The sequence below is a fragment of the Myxococcus sp. AB025B genome (genome assembly GCF_006518215.1).
Classification (GTDB): domain Bacteria; phylum Myxococcota; class Myxococcia; order Myxococcales; family Myxococcaceae; genus Myxococcus; species Myxococcus fulvus.
Genome location: NZ_SRLW01000071.1, coordinates 19029 through 37139 on the forward strand (window position 1 = coordinate 19029; position 18111 = coordinate 37139).

Here is an 18111-nt window from a genome sequence, read left to right on the forward strand (position 1 = left end):
TTTTAGCGAAACTTAAAAACCCATCGCAATTCCACCGCTAATCACGAGGCCCCCGGACTCCTAGTTTGAACCGCGTCAACGAACTCGCAGTCGAAGGAGTCCACCATGGGCAGCCAAGGTTCTTCAGTGTCCACCTCCAACAAGGTCTGGTTCATCACGGGGGCGTCCTCGGGACTGGGGCGAGCGCTCGTCGAGGAGGTGCTCCGGCGTGGTGACAGCGTGGTCGCCGCCGCGAGGCAACCGCAGGTCCTCGCGGAGCTGGCCTCGTCGGCCCCGGGGCGGCTGCGCCTCGTCGAACTGGACGTGACGCAGCCCGAGAAGGTGCGCGACGCCGTGACGACCGCCATCTCCCGCTTCGGCCACATCGACGTGCTGGTCAACAACGCGGGCTTCAGCATCCTCGGCGCCATCGAGGAAACGAGCGACCAGGACCTTCGCGCGACGATGGAGTTGATGTTCTTCGCCGCCGTCACCACCACGCGAGAGGTGCTGCCGCACATGCGGGCACGGGGCTCGGGCACCATCGTGCAGGTCTCGAGCGTCGCGGGGCTCTCCTCCGCGCCGGGCTTCGGTGCGTACTGCGCCGCGAAGCACGCGCTGGAAGGGATGTCCGAGAGCCTCGCGCAGGAGGTGAAGCCATTGGGGATTCGCGTGCTGGTGGTGGAGCCGGGCACGTTCCGCACCTCGCTGTTCGGCGCTTCGTTCCGCCACATGCCCGCGATGGGCGCCTACGAGGGAACGGTGGGGCAGTTGCGCACCTGGGTGCGCCAGACGGATGGGAAGCAGGGCGGGGACCCCGTGAAGGCCGCGCGGGTCATGGCCGACGTCATCGCACGGCCGAGCGCGGAGCTTCCGTTGCGGCTGCCCTTGGGCGGTGACGCCGTCGAACAGATTCGCGCCAAGCTGTCCCTCGTCGCCGCCGATGTCGACCGGATGGAGACACTCGCCCGTTCGACGGCCTTCGAGGTGAAGCCGTAGCCGCGTGGTGCCCGGTCAGCTCCGCTTCGTTCGAGCCGTCGGCGCGCTCGACCCGCGTCGAACCCAACGAGGAGCAGGACCCATGGGCTACAACATTCAACGACCGTCAGAGTTGTTCGAATCCGTTCGCTACAACACCAAGACCACCCCCGACCTTCGGGTGGCGATGCAGAAGAAGGTCAAGGAGCTGGTGGCGCGCATCGAGGACCGCGAGGGCCGGATGCGCCGCATCCGCGCGGAGTACCAGATCGACTCCGAGCGTCTGGCCGCGCTGGTCATCCAGTTCCAGCACAAGAAGTCCGAGTTCGTCTCCTATCAGAGCCAGGGCGGCTCCTCGAGTGAAGCCATCGTGCCCGCGGGCGTCATCGCCAACCTCATCAAGGAAGGGGAGATGATCGACTCGGAGCGAGGACAGATTCGAAAGCTGGAGCTGGTGCTGCGCAACCTTCCGGACTCGGAGCTGTACAACCACCCGGAGACTGGCGAGGTCCTGAGCCGGCAGCCGTTGCACCAGCTGACCGATGATGAACTCGAGTACCTTGGGTTCTGAGGTGGACGAGAAACGACGGGCCCGCGGACATTGCCCGCGCGGCCCGTGGTGGAAGGCGTTAGTTTCCAGGGCATATGGCCCGTGTCCGTGCCGTGGATCAGCCCCTGCGTCGTGATGTCCGCCTGCTCGGGCGACTGCTGGGAGAGGTGCTCGTCGAACAGGAAGGTCAGGACCTGTTCGACCTGGAAGAGGAGGTCCGTCGGCTCGCCATCCAGCGACGACGCGGCCCCGTGGCGGGAAGACGCGCCTCCGCCGCCGAGCTCGCGGAGATCCTCAAGCGTCTTCCGCTGGAGCGCACCGAGCCCGTGCTCCGCGCCTTCTCGGTGTACTTCCAGCTCGTCAACCTCGCCGAGCAACACCACCGCATCCGCCGCGCTCGCGCGTACTCCAGCGCCGAGTCCACGACGCCCCAGCGTGGCTCGCTGGAGGCGACGATGCTGTCGCTCAAGGACGCGGGCATCCCCGCGACCCGCGTCCGCGAGGCGCTGCGCCAGATGCACGTGACGCTCACGCTCACCGCGCATCCCACGCAGGCCGTGCGCCGCACGCTGCTCGAGAAGCTCTACCGGATGGCGAGCCTGCTCGAGGAGCGCGACCGGTGCGAGCTGACGCCCCGCGAGAGCGCCGCCAACGTGGAGTCCCTCCGCGAGGAGATCACCACCCTGTGGCAGACGGACGAGCTGCGCCGCGAGCGGCCCACCGTGGGCGACGAGGTGAAGAACGCCCTCTGGTACGTCGAGGAGGTCATCGCCGAGCAGATCTCCGAGCTGCCCGAGCTGCTCGACTGGGCCTTCGAGCGCGCCTACGGAGAACCCCTCGGCCAGGTGGACACGCCCGTGCGAGTCCACTCGTGGGTCGGCGGGGACATGGATGGCAACCCGCTGGTGACACCGGAAGTCTTCGCGGACACGCTGCGGGCCCACCGTGCACGAGGGTTGCGCCTGCTGACCCAAGGCCTGGAGCGCCTGGGTGGAATGCTCTCGCAGTCGGAGCGCCATGCGAAGCCGTCGGCGGAGCTCATCGCCTCCCTGGAGCGCGACGCGAAGGAGCTCCCCGAGGCCGAGCAGCGCCTGGGGCCGCGCACCATCGGCGAGCCCTGGCGCCGCAAGCTGCGCTTCATGGAGGAGCGGCTGAACCAGGCCCTGCGCCACGTGCTGGCCCAGCGCACCGGTGACGCGGGCCCCATGCCGGCCAGCGCCTATCGTACGCCGGAGGCCCTGCTCGCGGACCTGGACCTGCTGTCCCGCTCGCTCGAGGAGGCGAAGGCCGCGAAGTCCGGCCTGCGTCAGGTGCGACGCATGCGCGAGCGTGTCCTCGCATTGGGACTGTCCCTGGCGGAGCTGGAGGCTCGCGTGCCCGCGGAGGATGCCGTGAGCGCGGCGGCCTCCTTGGACGCGGGAGGTCCCGCTCCCTCCGAGGGCGGCAAGCGGCTGCTCGCGGTGCTGGAGAAGCTGCGCGAGGCGCAGGCCGAGGCCGGTGAGCCCGCCTGCCGCACGCTCATCCTCAGCATGGCCAGCACGGCCGAGGACGTCCTCGCGGCCTTCAAGTGCCTCAAGCTCACGGGCCTGTGGGACGAGCAGCGCGGCTGCGCCACCGTGGACGTCGTCCCGCTCTTCGAGCAGCTCGGCGCGCTCGACGGTGGCCCCGACGTGCTGCGCACGCTCTTCGCCAACGCCGAGTACCGCAAGCACGTCGACGCGCGCGGCTTCCAGGAGGTCATGGTCGGCTACAGCGACTCGGGCAAGGAGGTGGGGCTGCTGGCCGCCAGCGCCGCGCTCTATCGCGCCCAGGTCGCGCTCACCGAGGCGGCCGCCCAGTCCGGTGTCCCCCTGCGCCTGTTCCACGGTCGCGGCGAGTCCGTGGCCCGCGGTGGTGGCCCCGCCCAGGAGGCCATCCTCGCGCTGCCTCCCGGTGCCGTGGCCGGTGGCTACAAGGCGACGGAGCAGGGCGAGGCCCTGGACCACAAGTACGCGCGCCCGGAGCTGGCGCGCCGCACGCTGGAGCTCATCCTGGGCGGCGTGCTGCCCCACCTGCTCGACGCGCAGCCTCGCCCGACGCCGGAGGACGAGAAGACCTTCCGCGCCACGTTCGACACGCTGGCCGAGACGGGGCGCAAGGCCTACCGCGCGCTCGTGTGGGAGGACCCTCGCTTCCTGGAGTTCTTCACCACGGCGACGCCCGTGGAGGAGATCTCCGCGCTGCCCATCGGCTCGCGCCCCAGCAAGCGCAAGGCCGGAGGGCTCGAGTCGCTGCGCGCCATTCCCTGGGTGTTCGCCTGGACGCAGAACCGGGCCATCGTCCCGGGCTGGTACGGCGTGGGCTCCGCGCTGGAGGCCTTCTCGAAGGAGCCGGGCGGGCCCGCGCTGCTCAAGCGCATGTACCGCCAGTGGCCTTTCTTCAAGGCCGTCATCGACAACGTCACCATGGTGCTGGCCAAGTCGGACATGGCCATCGCCGGGCGCTACGCGGCGCTCGCCCCCGCGTCGACGAAGGCCCTGTGGCGTCGCATCCAGCAGGAGCACCGGCGCACGCGTCGGCAGGTGAAGCGGCTGACGGGGGAGGGGAAGCTGCTCGACAACAACCCCCAGCTCCAGCGCGCCATCGCCCTGCGCAACCCGTACGTGGACCCGATGTCCTTCCTCCAGGTGGAGCTGTTGCGCCGCAAGCGCGAGAGCGACTGTGACTGCGACAGGCCGCTGTTGCTCTCGCTCAACGGCATCGCGGCCGGCATGCGCAACACCGGTTAGAGTCCGCGCCATGCCCGTCTCTGTCTGCGAAGGCGACCTGCTGGACCAGCCGGTGGAGGCCATCGTCAATGCCTGGAACCGGAACATCATCCCCTGGTGGCTGTTGTTGCCGCAGGGGGTGTCCGGCGCCATCAAGCGACGGGGTGGCGTGGGCCCCTTCCGAGAGGTGGCGAGGGCGGGCCCCATGCCCCTGGGCTCGGCGGTGGTGACCTCCGCGGGGCGGCTGCCCTTCAAGGCCATCATCCATGTGGCGGGCATCGACATGCTCTGGCGAGCCTCCCAGCGCTCCATCCAGGACTCGGTCCGCAGCGCCTTGGAGAGGGCCCGTGAGCAGGGCCTCCACTCCGTGGCCTTCCCCATCATCGGCGCGGGCTCCGGCAGCTTCGATGAGACGCGCGCGCTCGAGCTGATGAGGCAGGTCCTGGACGCGGAGGCGGGGGACCTCGACGTGCGCGTGGTGCGCTTCCGGCGCTGACGACGTAACCTTCAGCGCTCCAACACAGACGTCTTCAACGGCTTTCGAGACGAGGTCGGGATGGCCAGGGACGCATTCACGGTGGAGGACGTCAACGCCCAGCACGGCTTCGCGCTCTTGCGCCCGGACTCGGGAGAGGGGCCGTTCCATGCCCCGCTCTATCCGGAGCCGGAGTCCGACGCGCCTCCCTTCCAACTGCGCAAGGGCGACCGGGTGACGGGACAGCGTCGCGGTCAGTCCGTGACGGAGGTCGCGTGGGTGACGCGCGCGGAGCCGCCGTACGAGCTGGTGGAGCGCATGGCGGAGCTGCTCGCGAAGCTGGAGCAGTGGGAGCTGAAGGTCCCCGCCACCGCGCTGGAGCTCGCCGAGCACCACTGGCGCCAGAGCCGTGAGGACCCGCTGCGCAGCGAGCTGACGTCGCAGCTGCCCACCTTCTTCGACTGGGAGCTGTCCCACCCGTACAAGGACGGCGCGCTGCTGGAGCGACTGGAGGCGGCGCTGCAGCCCTATCTGCCGGGCTTCGCGGTGCGGCCCCTCCAGGGGCGCGAGGCCTTCGTCGTGGACCCCGGTGGACACGAGGTCGAAGCGGGCGAGGGGGACTGGGACGCGCCCGCCACCACCTTCGAGCCGCTGCTCCAGCGGGTGAACGCCGTGCTGGAGCAGGCGGGCGCGCCCGTGCGCTGGGTGCCCACGGGCAACGACTGGGTGCTGGCTCCGCCAGCGCTGGCGGAGCTGCTCGTCCTCAACAACGTGCTCGGACCCCGCTGAGCCACAGCGGGGCTACAGCTCGCCCCGCTCGCGCAGCGTGCGCACCACCTCGGCCGCCATCACCCGGTGGCCCTCGGTGCTCGGGTGGATGCCGTCGATGCCCAGCCCGTCGAGGTAGAGGTGCACGTTGCTCGTCTGCCGCATCACCGACTCCAGGTCGATGACGTCCGTGCTCGTGCCGCCGCCGCGCAGCCACGCGTTGAAGCCCAGCCGCTGCGACTTCACGTAGTCATAGGCGCCGTAGTTCGTCTTCTCCTTCGGCAACAGCGTGCTCACCCACACGCGGCAGAAGGGCTCCAGCCGCTGCACCAGCAGGAGCATCCGCGTCTCCATCTGCTCCTCCGCGCCCGCGTCGCCCAAGTCATTGGTGCCCAGCAGCACCAGGCAGTCGGTGACGCCCTTCACCGCGAGCACCTCGTCGGACAAGAGCCTCAGCGCGTCGTAGAAGCCCTGGCCGCTGACGCCCGCGTTGACCACGGGCACGCCCAGCTGCGCCTCCACCAGCGCCGGCCAGGCGTTGCGCGTGTCGTTGCGCAGGTCGACGTAGCCCTCGGTGATGCTGTCACCCAGCGCGATGAAGGCGCGGCCCGTGGGGCCCTCCACGTGCACCGAGGCCACGCCCACGGAGCGCTCGAAGGGCTCGCCGCCGAGGGCGCCCGTCACCAGCGCATGCGTGCCCGCTCGCGCGAAGCTGCCCGGGAAGGCGTTGATGGCGCTGGCGGCCAGCGCCCCGCGCACCTCGAAGGTGATGGCCACGTCCTCGCGGAAGCCCACGGGGAACACCACCGGGTCCGACGTCACCAGCGCGCGCGCGCCGACGTTGAAGCCCGGCTTGCCCTCGAAGCTCAGCGCCACCGGCGCCGACACCAGCGAGCCGTCCACGCCCGCCTTCGCCACCGTGGCGCGCTGGAGCGTGAGGCTCCCGTCCCCCGCGCGGAACGTCACCTGGAGCCGCTCTCCGGCGCGCGCCACCGGCACGCGCAGGCGGAACGTCGTGACACCGCCCACGTAATGGGACCAGCGCAGCGCCTGATGGAAGCCCGGCTGGAAGCCGATGCTCGGTAACGGCGGCTGCGGCGCGGGCGGCGGCGGTGTGCTCACGTGCCCGTCGTCGTTGAGCACCAATGGCGGCGCCACGTCCACGGAGGCATCCGGCGCGTTCGTGGACTCACCCTGCTCTTGAGAAGGCTCTTCCGACAACGGGTCCTCGGGGCTACTGGGAGTGCACGCCAACTGCGCGCCACCCACGCACGCGAGGACACCGAGCCACGTCCGCCACATTCGCATCGTCGCTCCCTCCCGACGACGCACGATGTACACCGCTCATTCCCGCGACGACCACCGAACATGCGCGCAAGTCCCGAGGCTCGCGGCGCACGCTCCCTTGGTCTCCGGGCGAGATGGAGACACCGCTTTCCCTGTCACGCGAACCCGCGGCGCTTGCGTGAGTCTGGAACGCACCCACGTGGTGGCGGACGTTGCCCCACGTGGGTAACGCGCTTCATGGGATGCAGGCTCCCACCCCAGGATTGTCATTCAGTGGACGGCATGTCCCGGTGGTGCATGCGGGCGAGCTGGAGGGTCTGCACAGGGGGCGGCAGTTGAGCCCTTGCCCCGTGTTCACGCAGGCACTCCCCGGCGCGCACTGGTTGCTGAAGTCGCACGCCTCACCCGTCGCGCGCGTCCCGCTGCCCGCGCACACCGGACCCGACGAGGACGGGTAGCAGCTGAGCGGCGCCGCGCAGCCCTGCGCGAACGGGTCGCACGGCTGCGAGCGCGGTCCGCACAACAGCGGCAGCTCCGACGTGCCCGCCAGCCGCAGCACCGTGTTGCACTCGCCCGCGTCCGCGCACTGGCTGCTCGTGTGGCACAGCTTCCGGCAGAAGAAGCCCACGCCGCCGTCGTCCTGCCGCTCGTCCTTGCAGAACAGGCCCGCCGCGCACGTGTCGAACTCCGGCCCACCGTCCGTGGGGGACAGCGTGCAACGCGCGCCCTCCGCGACGGTGCCCGCCTCCACGCACCGGCGCTCCGTCACCGCGCCCGTGCTCACGTACGTGCAGCGCTGCCCCTGCGCGCAGTTCTGCAGCACCACGTCGCACGCCGCCGCGAAGCACCGGCTCCCCGTCTTGCCGCCCGACAGGTCCGCGAAGTGACAGCTCTGGCCGGTTCCGCAGCCTTCCTGTCTTGCGACGTTGCACGCGAAGTCGGGACTCACGCCGCCATCACCCGCGCCGCCGCCGTCCGGGTCTCCGGGCACCCCGGAGTCACCCTGCCCGGGGCCCGGCTGTTTGTCGTCGTCATCACACCCAGGCGTGACGAGCGCCAGGAAGAGGGTCCCCGTCAACACCGCGAGCCACGCACGCATCCCGAACTCCCGAATCGAACTGTGTGAGGACTTACCTGATGGCGCCCATTCGTGGGGGCCCTCTTGAATCGAGCCTGGAAAGCAGCGGACACTTGCTGGATGACCGATGCCCAAGGGGTGGCTCGGCGCGTCAGTATCCCGTCGGTCCTCGGGAAGGCATTAGGTCGCCAGCGGCGGACGGCTGGGGGTAGCGGGTGCACATGACTAGCAAGGCGGCGGAAGCAGAGATGTCATCGGGAGACCCAGCCGCGTACGCGAACCGGCGCGCGGACGAGCGCGTGGCCGCCAAGTTCGCGGTTCGCTTCACCCAGGCGGAGGACGCGGCCAGGGCGCTGCGCGTGTTCTCCATCAACGTGTCCGCGGGCGGCCTGTGCCTGCGCACGCGCAAGGCCTACGACGTGGGCGCCCAGGTGCGGCTGTCCATGGACATCGCGGGCGAGCAGTTCGACCTCACCGGCGTCATCGCGTGGGTGCGCGACGAGCAGGAGGCCATCGGCGTGCGCTTCACGGACGTGAGCGACGACGACCGCGTCCGGCTACACAACGTGGTGGAGCGCATCAAGCGCTGACGTCACCGTGCGCCTCGGCCCCGGAGAGAACCCGGGGCGCGAGGGACGGGCAGCACCGTCAGCGGCTCTTCTCCGTCTCCAGGTGGCGGAACACGCCCGCGTCGACCTCGGAGAAGCCGCACGCCGTATAGAAGCTGCGCACCTCCGGCGTGGTCGCTATCGGCGAGACCAGCTGGAGCTGGCGCGCGCTGAGCACCTTGCAGCGCTCCAATATCTGCTTGATGAGCGCGCGGCCCACGCCCCGGCGGCGCCACGACTCCGTCACCACCAGCTCGTCGATGGTGCCCACGCGCCCGCGCAACCGCAGCTGCGGCCGGTGGGAGAAGGAGAGCATGCCCACGGGTTTGTCCTGTGGGTCTCCGGCCACGAAGATTTCAATCTCCGGATGGCTCACCACCCAGTGGACCGTCTGCTGGTCCGTTCCCTGGGGGTAGCCCAGCTCGCGAAGCAACAAGGCCATGGCCTCGGCGTCGCCGCGACGGGCTCGGCGGATGCGGAAGGCGGGAGCTTCTGCGCCCGCGGGGCTGACGGTCCGGACGATTGGCTGTGACAAGGCAGTTGGCAGTCTAACGAAAGGGCCGCCGCTCCTCCAAAGAGGAACGGCGGCCCGGGACTTTTCCCGTGGGCGGACAGCCCACACGGGGGCACTGGGTACGACGCCTAGGGCTGCTCGCCGGCGAGCGAGCGCAAGGCGTCGGTGATGTCGTTCTGCTGCGGCACGGAGGCCATCTCCAGCGTGTCGGCCAGGCCGATGCCGGGGATGAACTTGCCGGCCAGCAGCCGGGGCGGCGCGAGCAGGGAGTAGAAGAGCTCCTCCACCGTGCGTCGCACCAGGTGCTCACCGAAGTTCGTCACCTCGGTGTCCTCGTTGACGAAGAGCACGCGGCCCGTCTTCTGGACGGAGGCCTTGATCATCTCCCAGTCGTACGGCCACAGCGAGCGCAGGTCGATGACCTCCACGCTGATGCCCTCGTCGGCGAGCAGCGCGGCGGCGCGCGCGCACAGGGGCAGGGTGCGGCCGTAGCTGACCACCGTCACCTGCGAACCCTCGCGCACCAGCTTCCCCTTGCCGATGGGGATGGCGAACGCCTCCAGCCCCTCGGGCCAGGCGGGCTTCCACTGGCTGCGGTCGCCCAGGGGCGCGTCGATGGCCTTGGACAGCGCGCGGTCATCGTCCGGCTCGCCGGGGATGCGCTCCTCACCCTTGACGCGCAACAGCGCCTTGGGCTCCAGGAACATGACCGGGTTCTGCTCCTTGCACGCGGAGATGAGCAGGCCGTACGCGTCCAGCGGCGTGGAGGGCATCACCACCTTCCACCCGGCGATGTGGGTCATCGTCGCGTCGAAGGAATGCGAGTGGTAGATGGACCCGCGGATGCCGCTGCCCACCGGCGTGCGCACCACCATGGGCAGGTTCCAGTCACCGTTGCTGGACCAGCAGGTGTTGCCCGCCAGCTTCAACAGGTCGATGGTGTTGTAGACGTAGTCGCAGAACTGGATTTCGGCGACGGGGCGGCCGCCGCCCATCGCGATACCCATGGCCGCGCCGATGATGCCGCGCTCGTCCAGGGGCGAGTTCCACGTCGTCTTCAGGCCCTGCGTGCAGGTGAAGACGCCGCCCAGCGGGGCGCCGACGTCCTCCCCGAAGATGTCCGTCACGCCCAGGTTCTCCTCGGCGTAGTGGAGGGCCATGCGAATGGCCTGTGCCATGTTGGCCATGGGTTACTTGTCCTCCGCGAAGATGTGCTTCCAGATGGTCTCGGGGCCCGGCAGCGGCTCGTCCCGGGCGATGCGGGCGGCGGCGGCCATGTCCTCGGTGTAGCGGTTGCGCAGCTCGTCCATCTGCTGGCGCGTCAGCACGCCGTCCTGCTCCAGGCGCGCCTCGAAGTTCTTCAGGCAGTCCACCTCTTCGGAGACGTAGTTGGCGCCGGACGCGGACGAGTGTCCGTACAGGCGCGACACGTTCGCCTCCAGGAGGAACGGCTTGCGCTCCTTGCGCACGTACTCCATGGCCTCCTTCAGCTCCTGGTAGGCCTCCACGGGATCATTGCCGTTGATGGTCTTCGAGCGGATGCCGAACGCCTTGCCGCGCTCGCTCACGCGGGGCTCGCCGTGCTGGCCTTCCGCCGACGTGGAGATGCCCCACTTGTTGTTGGTGACGATGATGAGGATGGGCAGCGGGTTGGCGGGACGGCTGCTCCACACCAGGCAGGAGGCGAAGTCACCCTCGGCCGTGCCGGCGTCGCCGCCGGTGACGATGGTGATGCCGTCGCCGCCCACGCGCTTCTGCACCATGGCCGTGCCCGGCGCGATGGCGTACTGCACCTCGATGGGCGAGCTGACGGGGGCCACGTTGTACTTGCGCAGCGAGAAGTGGCCCGCGAAGTTGCGGCCGCCGGAGTACGGGTCCGACGCCGTGTTCTTCATCTGCCGGAGGGCGCCGATGGGCTCCTCGCCCAGCGCCAGCAGCGTGCCGGACTGACGGTAGTGGGCGTGGAGGTAGTCGTACTCGGGGCCCTGGCCCTTCTTCATCAGCAGGCCGAGCGGGACGTTGAACGCCTCCTCGCCGGGACCGCCAATCCAGAAGTACCCATGGCCCTGCTTGTACATCTGGATGAGGCGCTCCTCGAGGACGCGCGTTTTGACCATGAGGTCGTGGATGCGGACCAGCAGCTCCTTGTCCAGCTGGAGCGGCGCGGACGATTCTTTGATGAGTCGGGGTCGAGACACGCGCGGGCTTCCTCTATCTGGAGGGGACGCCCCTATAACCCGGATGCGCCCCCATTTCTCAAGCGAGAGATGCCGCGTCGGCTTCCCACCACCCGGCCGGGCCCGGTGGCGCGGCGCGGCAATCAGCCTCGCTCATCCGACTTAGGAGCCCGGCCACGTCGCAGGGCCGTGACGCGGTCCGTTAGCGTGGCGTGGCCCAGGACGTGGGCCCGCGCGTCGACGGCGGCCAGCGTCTCGTCGGAGACCAGCGGCGCCTGGGGGCCTGAGAGCAGCGACTCCAGCTCCGCGGTGCGTCCGGCCTCCAACAGGGCGAGGGCCAGCGCGTGGGCCGCGCGTGGCGAGGGCTCGCGGGTGAAGGACTCCTGGAGGGGCCGCACCGCGAGGTCCGCCAGGCCGCTGTCGAGCAGGAGCTGGCCCACGCTGCCCGCGTCGTGGGGGACGTCCTCGTCGCTGGCCACCGTGCGCGGGGAGGCGCGCGCGTGCTCGGGGCCCGGCTCGGGTGTCTTGGCCGCGGCGGGCTTGCGTCCCAATAGCGCGTCGAGCGGGATGGCGCCCTCGGTCGAGCCTTCGCGCGCCAGGGGACGGCGGGGTGGGGTGATGGGCTTCAGGCGTGCCTCGCGCTGGCGCTGGAGCAGCCTGCGCCCGTTGCTGAACCCCAGCATCAGGGCGAGCACGCCCATCCAGACGGTGCGCGTGACGATGGCGCCCATCACCAGCGCCACCGCGGTGAGGACGCCGAGGACCTGGAGCCCCCGCTCGTGTCGATAGCCGGCGCGGTGGCGCACGAGCGAGGCGACGAAGTCCCCGCCATCCAGGGGGCGCACCGGCAGCAGGTTGAAGAGCCCCCAGCCCAAGTTCGCCCACAGGAGCTGTTGGAGCAGCGCCCCGCCCAGGCCCGGCTGCCCTCCCGGCGAGGCGAGGTCCGAGGCCCACCACGCCAGCCCGCCCACCAGGAGGCTCGCGGCGGGCCCGGCGAGGCTCACCCACGCGGACTGGCGGTGCGTGAGCCGGTCCGAGCCCCGGGTGGTGCCGCCCAGCTCATGGAGGGTGATGCTCGCCGGGGAGCCGAAGCGGCGCAGCGCCCAGGCGTGGGCCAGCTCGTGGAGGAGCACGGACACGAAGACCACCGGCAGCCACATCGCCAGACGGCCTGGCTCCGCGGCGAAGTCCCAGCCCGTCGCCAGCGCGGTGAGGAAGAAGAGCGGCTGGAGATGAACGGGCGTTCGCGCCACGTGGAAGAGCGGCTTCATGCTCCCGCGAGCCTAACCGGGCCCGCGCGCGGACGCCGGGTGAAGGGCCTCGCCCGACACTCACCGGACGTGAAGTGTCCTCGCTGAACAGGATGCGGGCCACACCCGTCAAGGCACGTCGCGCCGCGCGGTGGCGGAGACGTGTCGTGGGGGGCAGGACCTCGCGAAGCAGGAGAAGTGCGCTAGAGTCGCGACTCTTTTTCGCTCCCGCCGCGCCTCGGGCGTGGCCCTTCCGGGTGTGTCCTTGTCCAGCACGAACACGCGTCTGAACCCCGCGCCGGAGTCCGGTACGTCCCCTGGCACGTCTGCGGGAGCCGCCCCACCACCGGCCGAGAGGACAGGCACCCGGGAGCTGACGGGCTCTCGCGAGTCCACCGCCACGCGCCTGACCTCCAACGTGGGCCTGCCCCACGCCGAGCAGACGGGCACGCTCATCGCGCCGCTGGAGGCGGGGGAGCTGCCCAACGTCGCCGCCATCCGCGGACCCCGGCTGGACCAGATCCTCCTGCTCACCACCACGGCGCTCGTCGTGGTCATCGTGGGCCTGCTGGCGGCGCTGTCGGTGGCGTCCACCCAGTCCCAGTTCGAGGAGACCGCGCGCCGCTCCACCGAGCGCATCCAGGAGCAGGCCCGCGAGCTGGGGCGCACGGTGGGGCAGACCTTGGCGCTCACCTCCGTCACCAACCTGCGCGACAACAACTACGCCTTCCTGGAGGGCGTGGCCGGCTCCATCGTCACCACCAACCCCAACATCCTCCGCGTCCAGATTCTCGCCCCGGAGGGCGTGGTGATGGCGGACAGCGAGCCGAAGGCCGCGGGCGCGGCCGAGTCCGATGCGCCCACCGGCCGCGTCGCCGAGCAGCGCCTGGTGCAGGCCTTCTACCGCGACCAGCCGGTGTACGAGATTCAAGAGCCCATCGACTACGGCTCCAGCAGCGGCAAGGGGCTGGTGGTCATCAGCTACTCGCTGCGCGCGCTCCAGGTGCAGTTGGAGGAGCTGGAGCGGGACAAGCGCGCCACGGTGCGCGCGAACACGGTGCGCATGCTGGGCCTGGGGCTGGGGTTCGTGGTGCTCGCGGGCGTGGTGGCCGCGTTCCAGAGCCGTCGCATCACCCGCCCGCTGGGCATGCTCACGAACAAGGTGATGCAGCTGGCCGCGGGGGATTTGGGCGCGCGCACGCAGGCGGCGCGGGGCGCGGGGCGCGAGGTGCGCACGCTGGGCGTGGTGTTCAACCACATGGCCGAGCGCATCAAGGTGCTGCTCGACGACGTGCGCGCCAAGGCGCAGTTGGAGCGCGAGGTGTCGCTGGCGCGCACCGTCCAGGAGACGCTCTTGCCCGGCCGCGACGCGGTGCAGGTGGGCGCGCTGCGCATCGCCGGCCTCGTCGTCACCGCGGACGCGTGCGGCGGCGACTGGTGGTTCCGCGCCGCGCTGGATGAGCAGCGCGTGGTCATCGGCATCGGCGACGTGACGGGCCACGGCCTGTCCACCTCGCTGGTCGCCACCAGCGCCACCAGCGGCTTCGCCTCGGCGATGACGCTGCGCGAGCCCTCGGAGGTCAACGCGCGGATGCTCATCACCGCGCTCAACGTGACGCTGGCCAACGTGGGCCGCGGCGAGCACCAGATGTCCAGCGCCCTGGCCGTCATCGACGTGTCCACCGGCGTCATCGACTACGCGGCCGGCGCGCACCCCAGCCCCCTGGTCTTCAACCGCCACAGCGGTCAGGTGGCCTCGCTGCCCGCGCGCGGTCCGCTGCTGGGCGCGTCCGTGACGTCGCAGTTCACCTCGCGCGACGGCCAGCTTCGCCCCGGCGACATCGTCGTCTGGTACACCGACGGCCTCACCGAGGCGCGCGACGGCGGAGGGCGCATGTACGGCACCCAGCGCCTGGCCGCCGCGGTGCAGGCCAATGCCCACCTGTCCGCCGAGGCGCTGCGTGAAGCGCTGCTCGCGGACGCCCGTGCCCACAGCGCGGGACAGCCGCAGCGCGACGACATCACCGTCGTCGTCGCCGAGTTCAGCCCCGCCTGACCCCTGGACGACTCCCGCATGCGCCGCACACCCCACACCCCCAAGCGACGTCTCGTCCCCGCGCTCGCGCTCCTGGCCTCGCTGGCCAGTCCTCCCGTCCTGGCGCAGTACCGCGCGCCCCCCATGTCCGAGTCGCAGCGGCTGGTGAAGGAGGGCGAGCAGGCCCAGGTCTCCGCCAGCGCCGCGAGCGCCTCCGGTGACAAGAAGGAGGCCGAGGAGAAGTACAGGAAGGCCCTGGGCCTCTTCGAGAAGGCCCTGGCCGCCGAGCCCACCTCCATCACCGCCGCCGCGGGCGTGGGCTCCGCCGCCAACGCGCTGCAGGATTGGGCGCGCACCGTGGAGCGCGTGTCCGCCGTGCACACGGCGAACCCGTCCGAGCTGACGCTCGCGTATCCGCTGGGCGTGGCCCTCTTCAAGCTGCGCCGCTTCCCGGAGGCGGTGCCGATGCTGGAGAAGGTGGCCCAGGCCGACCAGGCCGAGCACCTCATCGTCCACTACTACCTGGCCAGCTACTACCTCTACGCCCAGCAGGGCGACGCGGCGGTGACGCGGCTGCAGCGCTACCTGTCGCTGCGCCCCGCGAAGCTGTCCGGCAACGACTTCCAGATCCACGAGCTGCTCGGCCGCGCGCACGTGCTGCGCAGGGACACCGTGGCCGCTCGCGCGTCCTTCACCCAGGCCCAGGCCGGGCGGCCCGAGTCGCCCACGGTGCAGCTGGGGCTCGCGAGCGTGCTGGAGCTGGAGGGCAAGGTGGTGGAGGCGCGCACGCTGCTGGAGGGCGTGGCCACGCGCTTCCCGCAGGCCGCCGAGCCGAGGGAGAAGCTCGCGCGGCTGTACCTGGCCTCGGGCGATTCGACGCGCGCCGAGTCGGAGGCGGTGGCGGTGGTGAAGCTGGGCGCGACGCCCGCGGCCTACCTGCTGCTGGGTGACGTGCGGCTGGCGCGCAAGCAGGCCCCGGCCGCCGAGGAGGCCTACCGCAAGGTGCTGGAGCTGCAGCCCGGCCTGGTGCTGGGACAGATGGCGGTGGGCAAGGCGCTGCAGGCGCAGGGCCGTCACGAGGAGGCCATCCAGTTCCTGGAGGCCGCGGTGCGCTCGGGCGCGAGCAGCGTGGACCTGTGGGCCTCGCTCGGCTCCGTCAACCGCCGCGCCGGCCGCTTCCAGCGCGCGGTGGAGGTGCACCGCCGCGTGGTGGAGATGGCGCCCCGGCAGGCCCTGGGGTGGATGCTGCTGGGCGCGGACCACTTCGCCACCGGCCAGTGGGACCAGGCCATCGAGGACTACGGCAACGCGCTCCAGGTGGAGCCCCAGCACGCGGGCGCCAAGCAGTGGCTGGCGCGCGCGCTGGCCCATCGCGCGAGAGAACGCAGCGGTGGAGGCCGCGCCGACGACGCGGTGCGGGACTTGCGCCGGGCCTTCGACCTGGACCGCGGCGCGGTCATGGCCCGTCGGCTGACGGCGGCGCTGCTGGAGACGCGCGCGTACGCGGACGCGCGCAAGGTGATGGAGCAGGGCGCCACGCTGCCCGGCGCGACGTGGAGGGACCAGCTCCTGCTGGGCTACGCGCGGCTGGGCGCGGGTGACGCGCAGGCGGCGCTGGAGGCGTTCAACCTCGCCAGCAAGCAGACGGAGGAGCCCGACCAGCAGGCCGAGGCGTCCGTGGGCGCCGCGCTGGCGGAGGTCGAGCTGGGGCAGGTGGACGCCGCCGTGCAGCGTCTCACCGAGGTGGGCCCGTCGCGAGATGCCGCGAGCGTGGCCCAGGCCAACCTGCCGCGCGTGCTGGTGCGTCGCGCGCTCGCCCGGCTGGAGGCGGGAGACGCCGAGGGCGCCGACCGCGACCTCGACGCGGTGGACAAGCTGGGCACCGGCAAGCGGGGAGATCTGGCGAAGCTGGCCCTCTTCGCCCGGGGCCTGACGCGCGCGGAGGCCGGTCGTCACGCCGAGGCCGCCGCCGCGCTGAAGAAGGCGCTCACCCCCGCGCAGCCCTGGGCCTGGCCCAACACGCGCGCGCTGGCGGACGCCTTCGTGCTCTACAAGAAGGGGCAGGTGGCCGCCGCCCGCAAGCAGCTCACCGCCGCGGCCAAGAAGCCCATGCCGGGGCAGCCCAGGTGGATTGCGTCCATGACGGGCGCGCTCCACCGGCGCGAGGCCTCGCTGGCCTACGCCTCCGGCAACATGAAGCTCGCCGAGAAGGCACTCAAGGCCGCGCTCGCCACCGAGCCCGAGGACGCGCTCGTCCAGCACAACCTGGCCTGCGTCGACTGGCGCAAGGGCAAGACGTCCGACGCGCTGAGCACCTGGCGGCGGCTGGAGTCGACCGTGTCCGTGGCCTCGCTCAACCTGGGCATCGACGCCCAGGAGCGTCGCCGTGAGCCGGCCGAGGCCGTGGACGCCTGGCGCCGCTACCTCGCCTCCGGCACCGGGCCTCGCATGGCCCAGGTGCGCGAGTGGAAGGACCGACTGCAGAGCCTGCACGGCCTCGCCGAGCCCGCGGGCAGCGTCCCGTCCAACGGCCCCGCCGTGGTGGAGGAGACCCCATGAAGACGCCTCGTTTCCCGTGGGCCATCCTCGCGCTGGCCTTCCTCGTCGCATCCCCCGCCGTCGCCGCGGCCCCCAAGAAGGCCACCGTGGGCGTCTTCCTCGCCACCACCTTGAGTGATGGTCAGGAGCGCTTCCAGTACGCGGAGGCCCTGGCCGCCAAGCTCACCGAGGTCCTGGACCGCCCCGTCGCCGCCAAGAGCTTCGGCCGCTACGAGGACTTCGCGCGCGCCATGGCGGACGGCCTGGTCGACTTCGCCGTGGTGGAGGGCTGGGCCGCCGTGCAGCTGGGCTCGCGCGCCACGCCCCTGGCCTGGGCCTCGCGCCCGGGGGAGTCCCAGCAGCGCTGGGCCATCGTCTCCACCCACAAGGGCGCGGTGAAGGACCTCGCCGGCAAGCGCCTGGCCCTGGTGAAGGGCGCCGGCCCCGCCGACCCCAAGTTCGTCACCCACGCGGTGCTCGGCGGCGACTTGGACGCACAGCGCCATTTCAAGCTGTCCCCCGTGCCCAACGTGGAGTCCGCGCTGAAGATGCTCGAGGCCAAGGGCGCCGAGGCCGCGCTCGTCCCCGTGTCCCATGTCCCCAAGGACAAGGACCTGCGGGTGCTCTTCCGCAGCGCCCGGCTCCCCGGCGCCGTGCTGGTGGACCTGCGCAACCACAAGGAGGCCCTGGAGCAGGCCCTGCCCACCGTGGGCGCCGTGGCGCCGTTCGAGCCCTTCGCGCGCATCCAGGGCAAGGACTTCGAGGACTTCCGACGTCTCGTCACCCAGGGCCCCCCGCGCCGCCAGCCCGTCTTCGCCGACGTGGCGGACACGCGCGTGGACGCCGAGGTCTTCGTCCGCGCCGAGGCGCTGGGGCCCTCGCTGCCGTCCTTCACCAGCGACCTCGCCGTCTCCGCCGAGCAGCCCGACGACTGATTTCACGCAACCTTGGACGCTACAGCCCGAAACACTCTTGAGTTTCCAGGGAATGAGAATCACCGGCTTGGCCCGGCGGGGTCTCTGGGGTAGCTTGTTTTTCGACGGCGCGAGCGTGCAGGTGAGCGAATTCGTCCAACAGACCGATTGCCCTGGCGCCGCGCCCGCCAACCGGGGCGTACAGGACCGCGG

The 18111-nt window shown here is 71.1% G+C and carries 15 protein-coding genes; 9 read left to right on the forward strand and 6 right to left on the reverse strand.

Translation table 11 applies throughout. The features are described from left to right. Window positions 1-105: 105 nt before the first annotated feature. The 5 genes from FL311_RS14460 to FL311_RS14480 all read left to right on the forward strand — a co-directional run bounded on the left by FL311_RS14460 (window position 106) and on the right by FL311_RS14480 (window position 5518). The gene (locus FL311_RS14460; RefSeq protein WP_141325726.1) at window positions 106-978 is read left to right on the forward strand and encodes an SDR family NAD(P)-dependent oxidoreductase; all 873 of its coding nucleotides are present in this window, start codon (window positions 106-108) and stop codon (window positions 976-978) included. Window positions 979-1060: 82 nt separating this feature from the next. Next, the gene (locus tag FL311_RS14465; protein ID WP_141325727.1) at window positions 1061-1528 is read left to right on the forward strand and encodes a hypothetical protein; all 468 of its coding nucleotides are present in this window, start codon (window positions 1061-1063) and stop codon (window positions 1526-1528) included. A gap of 74 nt (window positions 1529-1602) precedes the next feature. Next, a complete protein-coding gene (locus FL311_RS14470) occupies window positions 1603-4275 on the forward strand; it encodes a phosphoenolpyruvate carboxylase (protein WP_141325728.1) in 2673 nt (890 codons plus the stop codon). Window positions 4276-4285: 10 nt separating this feature from the next. Then, window positions 4286-4750: a macro domain-containing protein gene (locus tag FL311_RS14475; RefSeq protein ID WP_141325729.1), complete on the forward strand. Its 465-nt coding sequence runs from the start codon at window positions 4286-4288 to the stop codon at window positions 4748-4750. A 60-nt stretch (window positions 4751-4810) separates the two neighbouring features. After that, on the forward strand, window positions 4811-5518 hold the full coding sequence (locus FL311_RS14480; protein WP_141325730.1) for a hypothetical protein: 708 nt from the start codon (window positions 4811-4813) through the stop codon (window positions 5516-5518). Window positions 5519-5530: 12 nt separating this feature from the next. Here the strand turns inward: FL311_RS14480 and FL311_RS14485 are convergent, their stop codons facing one another. Further along, window positions 5531-6805 carry a GDSL-type esterase/lipase family protein gene (locus FL311_RS14485; RefSeq protein ID WP_141325731.1) on the reverse strand — a complete coding sequence of 425 codons (1275 nt, stop codon included), beginning with the start codon at window positions 6803-6805 and terminating at the stop codon, window positions 5531-5533. Between the two features lie 214 nt (window positions 6806-7019). Beyond that, the gene (locus FL311_RS14490) at window positions 7020-7883 is read right to left on the reverse strand and encodes a hypothetical protein (RefSeq protein ID WP_141325732.1); all 864 of its coding nucleotides are present in this window, start codon (window positions 7881-7883) and stop codon (window positions 7020-7022) included. A 200-nt stretch (window positions 7884-8083) separates the two neighbouring features. On the opposite strand from FL311_RS14490, the gene FL311_RS14495 reads away from it, so the two are divergent. Beyond that, on the forward strand, window positions 8084-8452 hold the full coding sequence (locus FL311_RS14495; protein WP_141325733.1) for a TIGR02266 family protein: 369 nt from the start codon (window positions 8084-8086) through the stop codon (window positions 8450-8452). Between the two features lie 58 nt (window positions 8453-8510). Here FL311_RS14495 and FL311_RS14500 read toward each other — a convergent pair whose 3' ends face one another. The 4 genes from FL311_RS14500 to FL311_RS14515 all read right to left on the reverse strand — a co-directional run bounded on the left by FL311_RS14500 (window position 8511) and on the right by FL311_RS14515 (window position 12432). Next, on the reverse strand, window positions 8511-8912 hold the full coding sequence (locus FL311_RS14500) for a GNAT family N-acetyltransferase (protein ID WP_228556873.1): 402 nt from the start codon (window positions 8910-8912) through the stop codon (window positions 8511-8513). Window positions 8913-9112: 200 nt separating this feature from the next. Next, complete coding sequence (locus FL311_RS14505) at window positions 9113-10171, reverse strand: alpha-ketoacid dehydrogenase subunit beta (protein WP_141325735.1); 1059 nt, start codon at window positions 10169-10171, stop codon at window positions 9113-9115. A gap of 3 nt (window positions 10172-10174) precedes the next feature. Then, window positions 10175-11182 carry a thiamine pyrophosphate-dependent dehydrogenase E1 component subunit alpha gene (locus tag FL311_RS14510; RefSeq protein WP_141325736.1) on the reverse strand — a complete coding sequence of 336 codons (1008 nt, stop codon included), beginning with the start codon at window positions 11180-11182 and terminating at the stop codon, window positions 10175-10177. Between the two features lie 122 nt (window positions 11183-11304). After that, window positions 11305-12432, reverse strand: a complete 1128-nt coding sequence (locus tag FL311_RS14515) for a metalloprotease (RefSeq protein ID WP_141325737.1) — start codon at window positions 12430-12432, stop codon at window positions 11305-11307. A gap of 244 nt (window positions 12433-12676) precedes the next feature. Here FL311_RS14515 and FL311_RS14520 point away from each other — a divergent pair, with 244 nt between their 5' ends. Genes FL311_RS14520 through FL311_RS14530 form a run of 3 tightly spaced genes read left to right on the forward strand, consistent with a single transcriptional unit; the run spans window position 12677 to window position 17919 of the window. Continuing rightward, the gene (locus FL311_RS14520) at window positions 12677-14467 is read left to right on the forward strand and encodes a PP2C family protein-serine/threonine phosphatase (protein ID WP_141325738.1); all 1791 of its coding nucleotides are present in this window, start codon (window positions 12677-12679) and stop codon (window positions 14465-14467) included. An 18-nt stretch (window positions 14468-14485) separates the two neighbouring features. Continuing rightward, window positions 14486-17005 carry a tetratricopeptide repeat protein gene (locus tag FL311_RS14525; RefSeq protein WP_141325739.1) on the forward strand — a complete coding sequence of 840 codons (2520 nt, stop codon included), beginning with the start codon at window positions 14486-14488 and terminating at the stop codon, window positions 17003-17005. After that, window positions 17002-17919 (forward strand): PhnD/SsuA/transferrin family substrate-binding protein, encoded by a 918-nt coding sequence (locus tag FL311_RS14530; protein ID WP_141325740.1) that lies wholly within the window; start codon window positions 17002-17004, stop codon window positions 17917-17919. The genes FL311_RS14525 and FL311_RS14530 overlap by 4 nt, the downstream gene beginning before the upstream one ends. Window positions 17920-18111 lie beyond the last annotated feature (192 nt).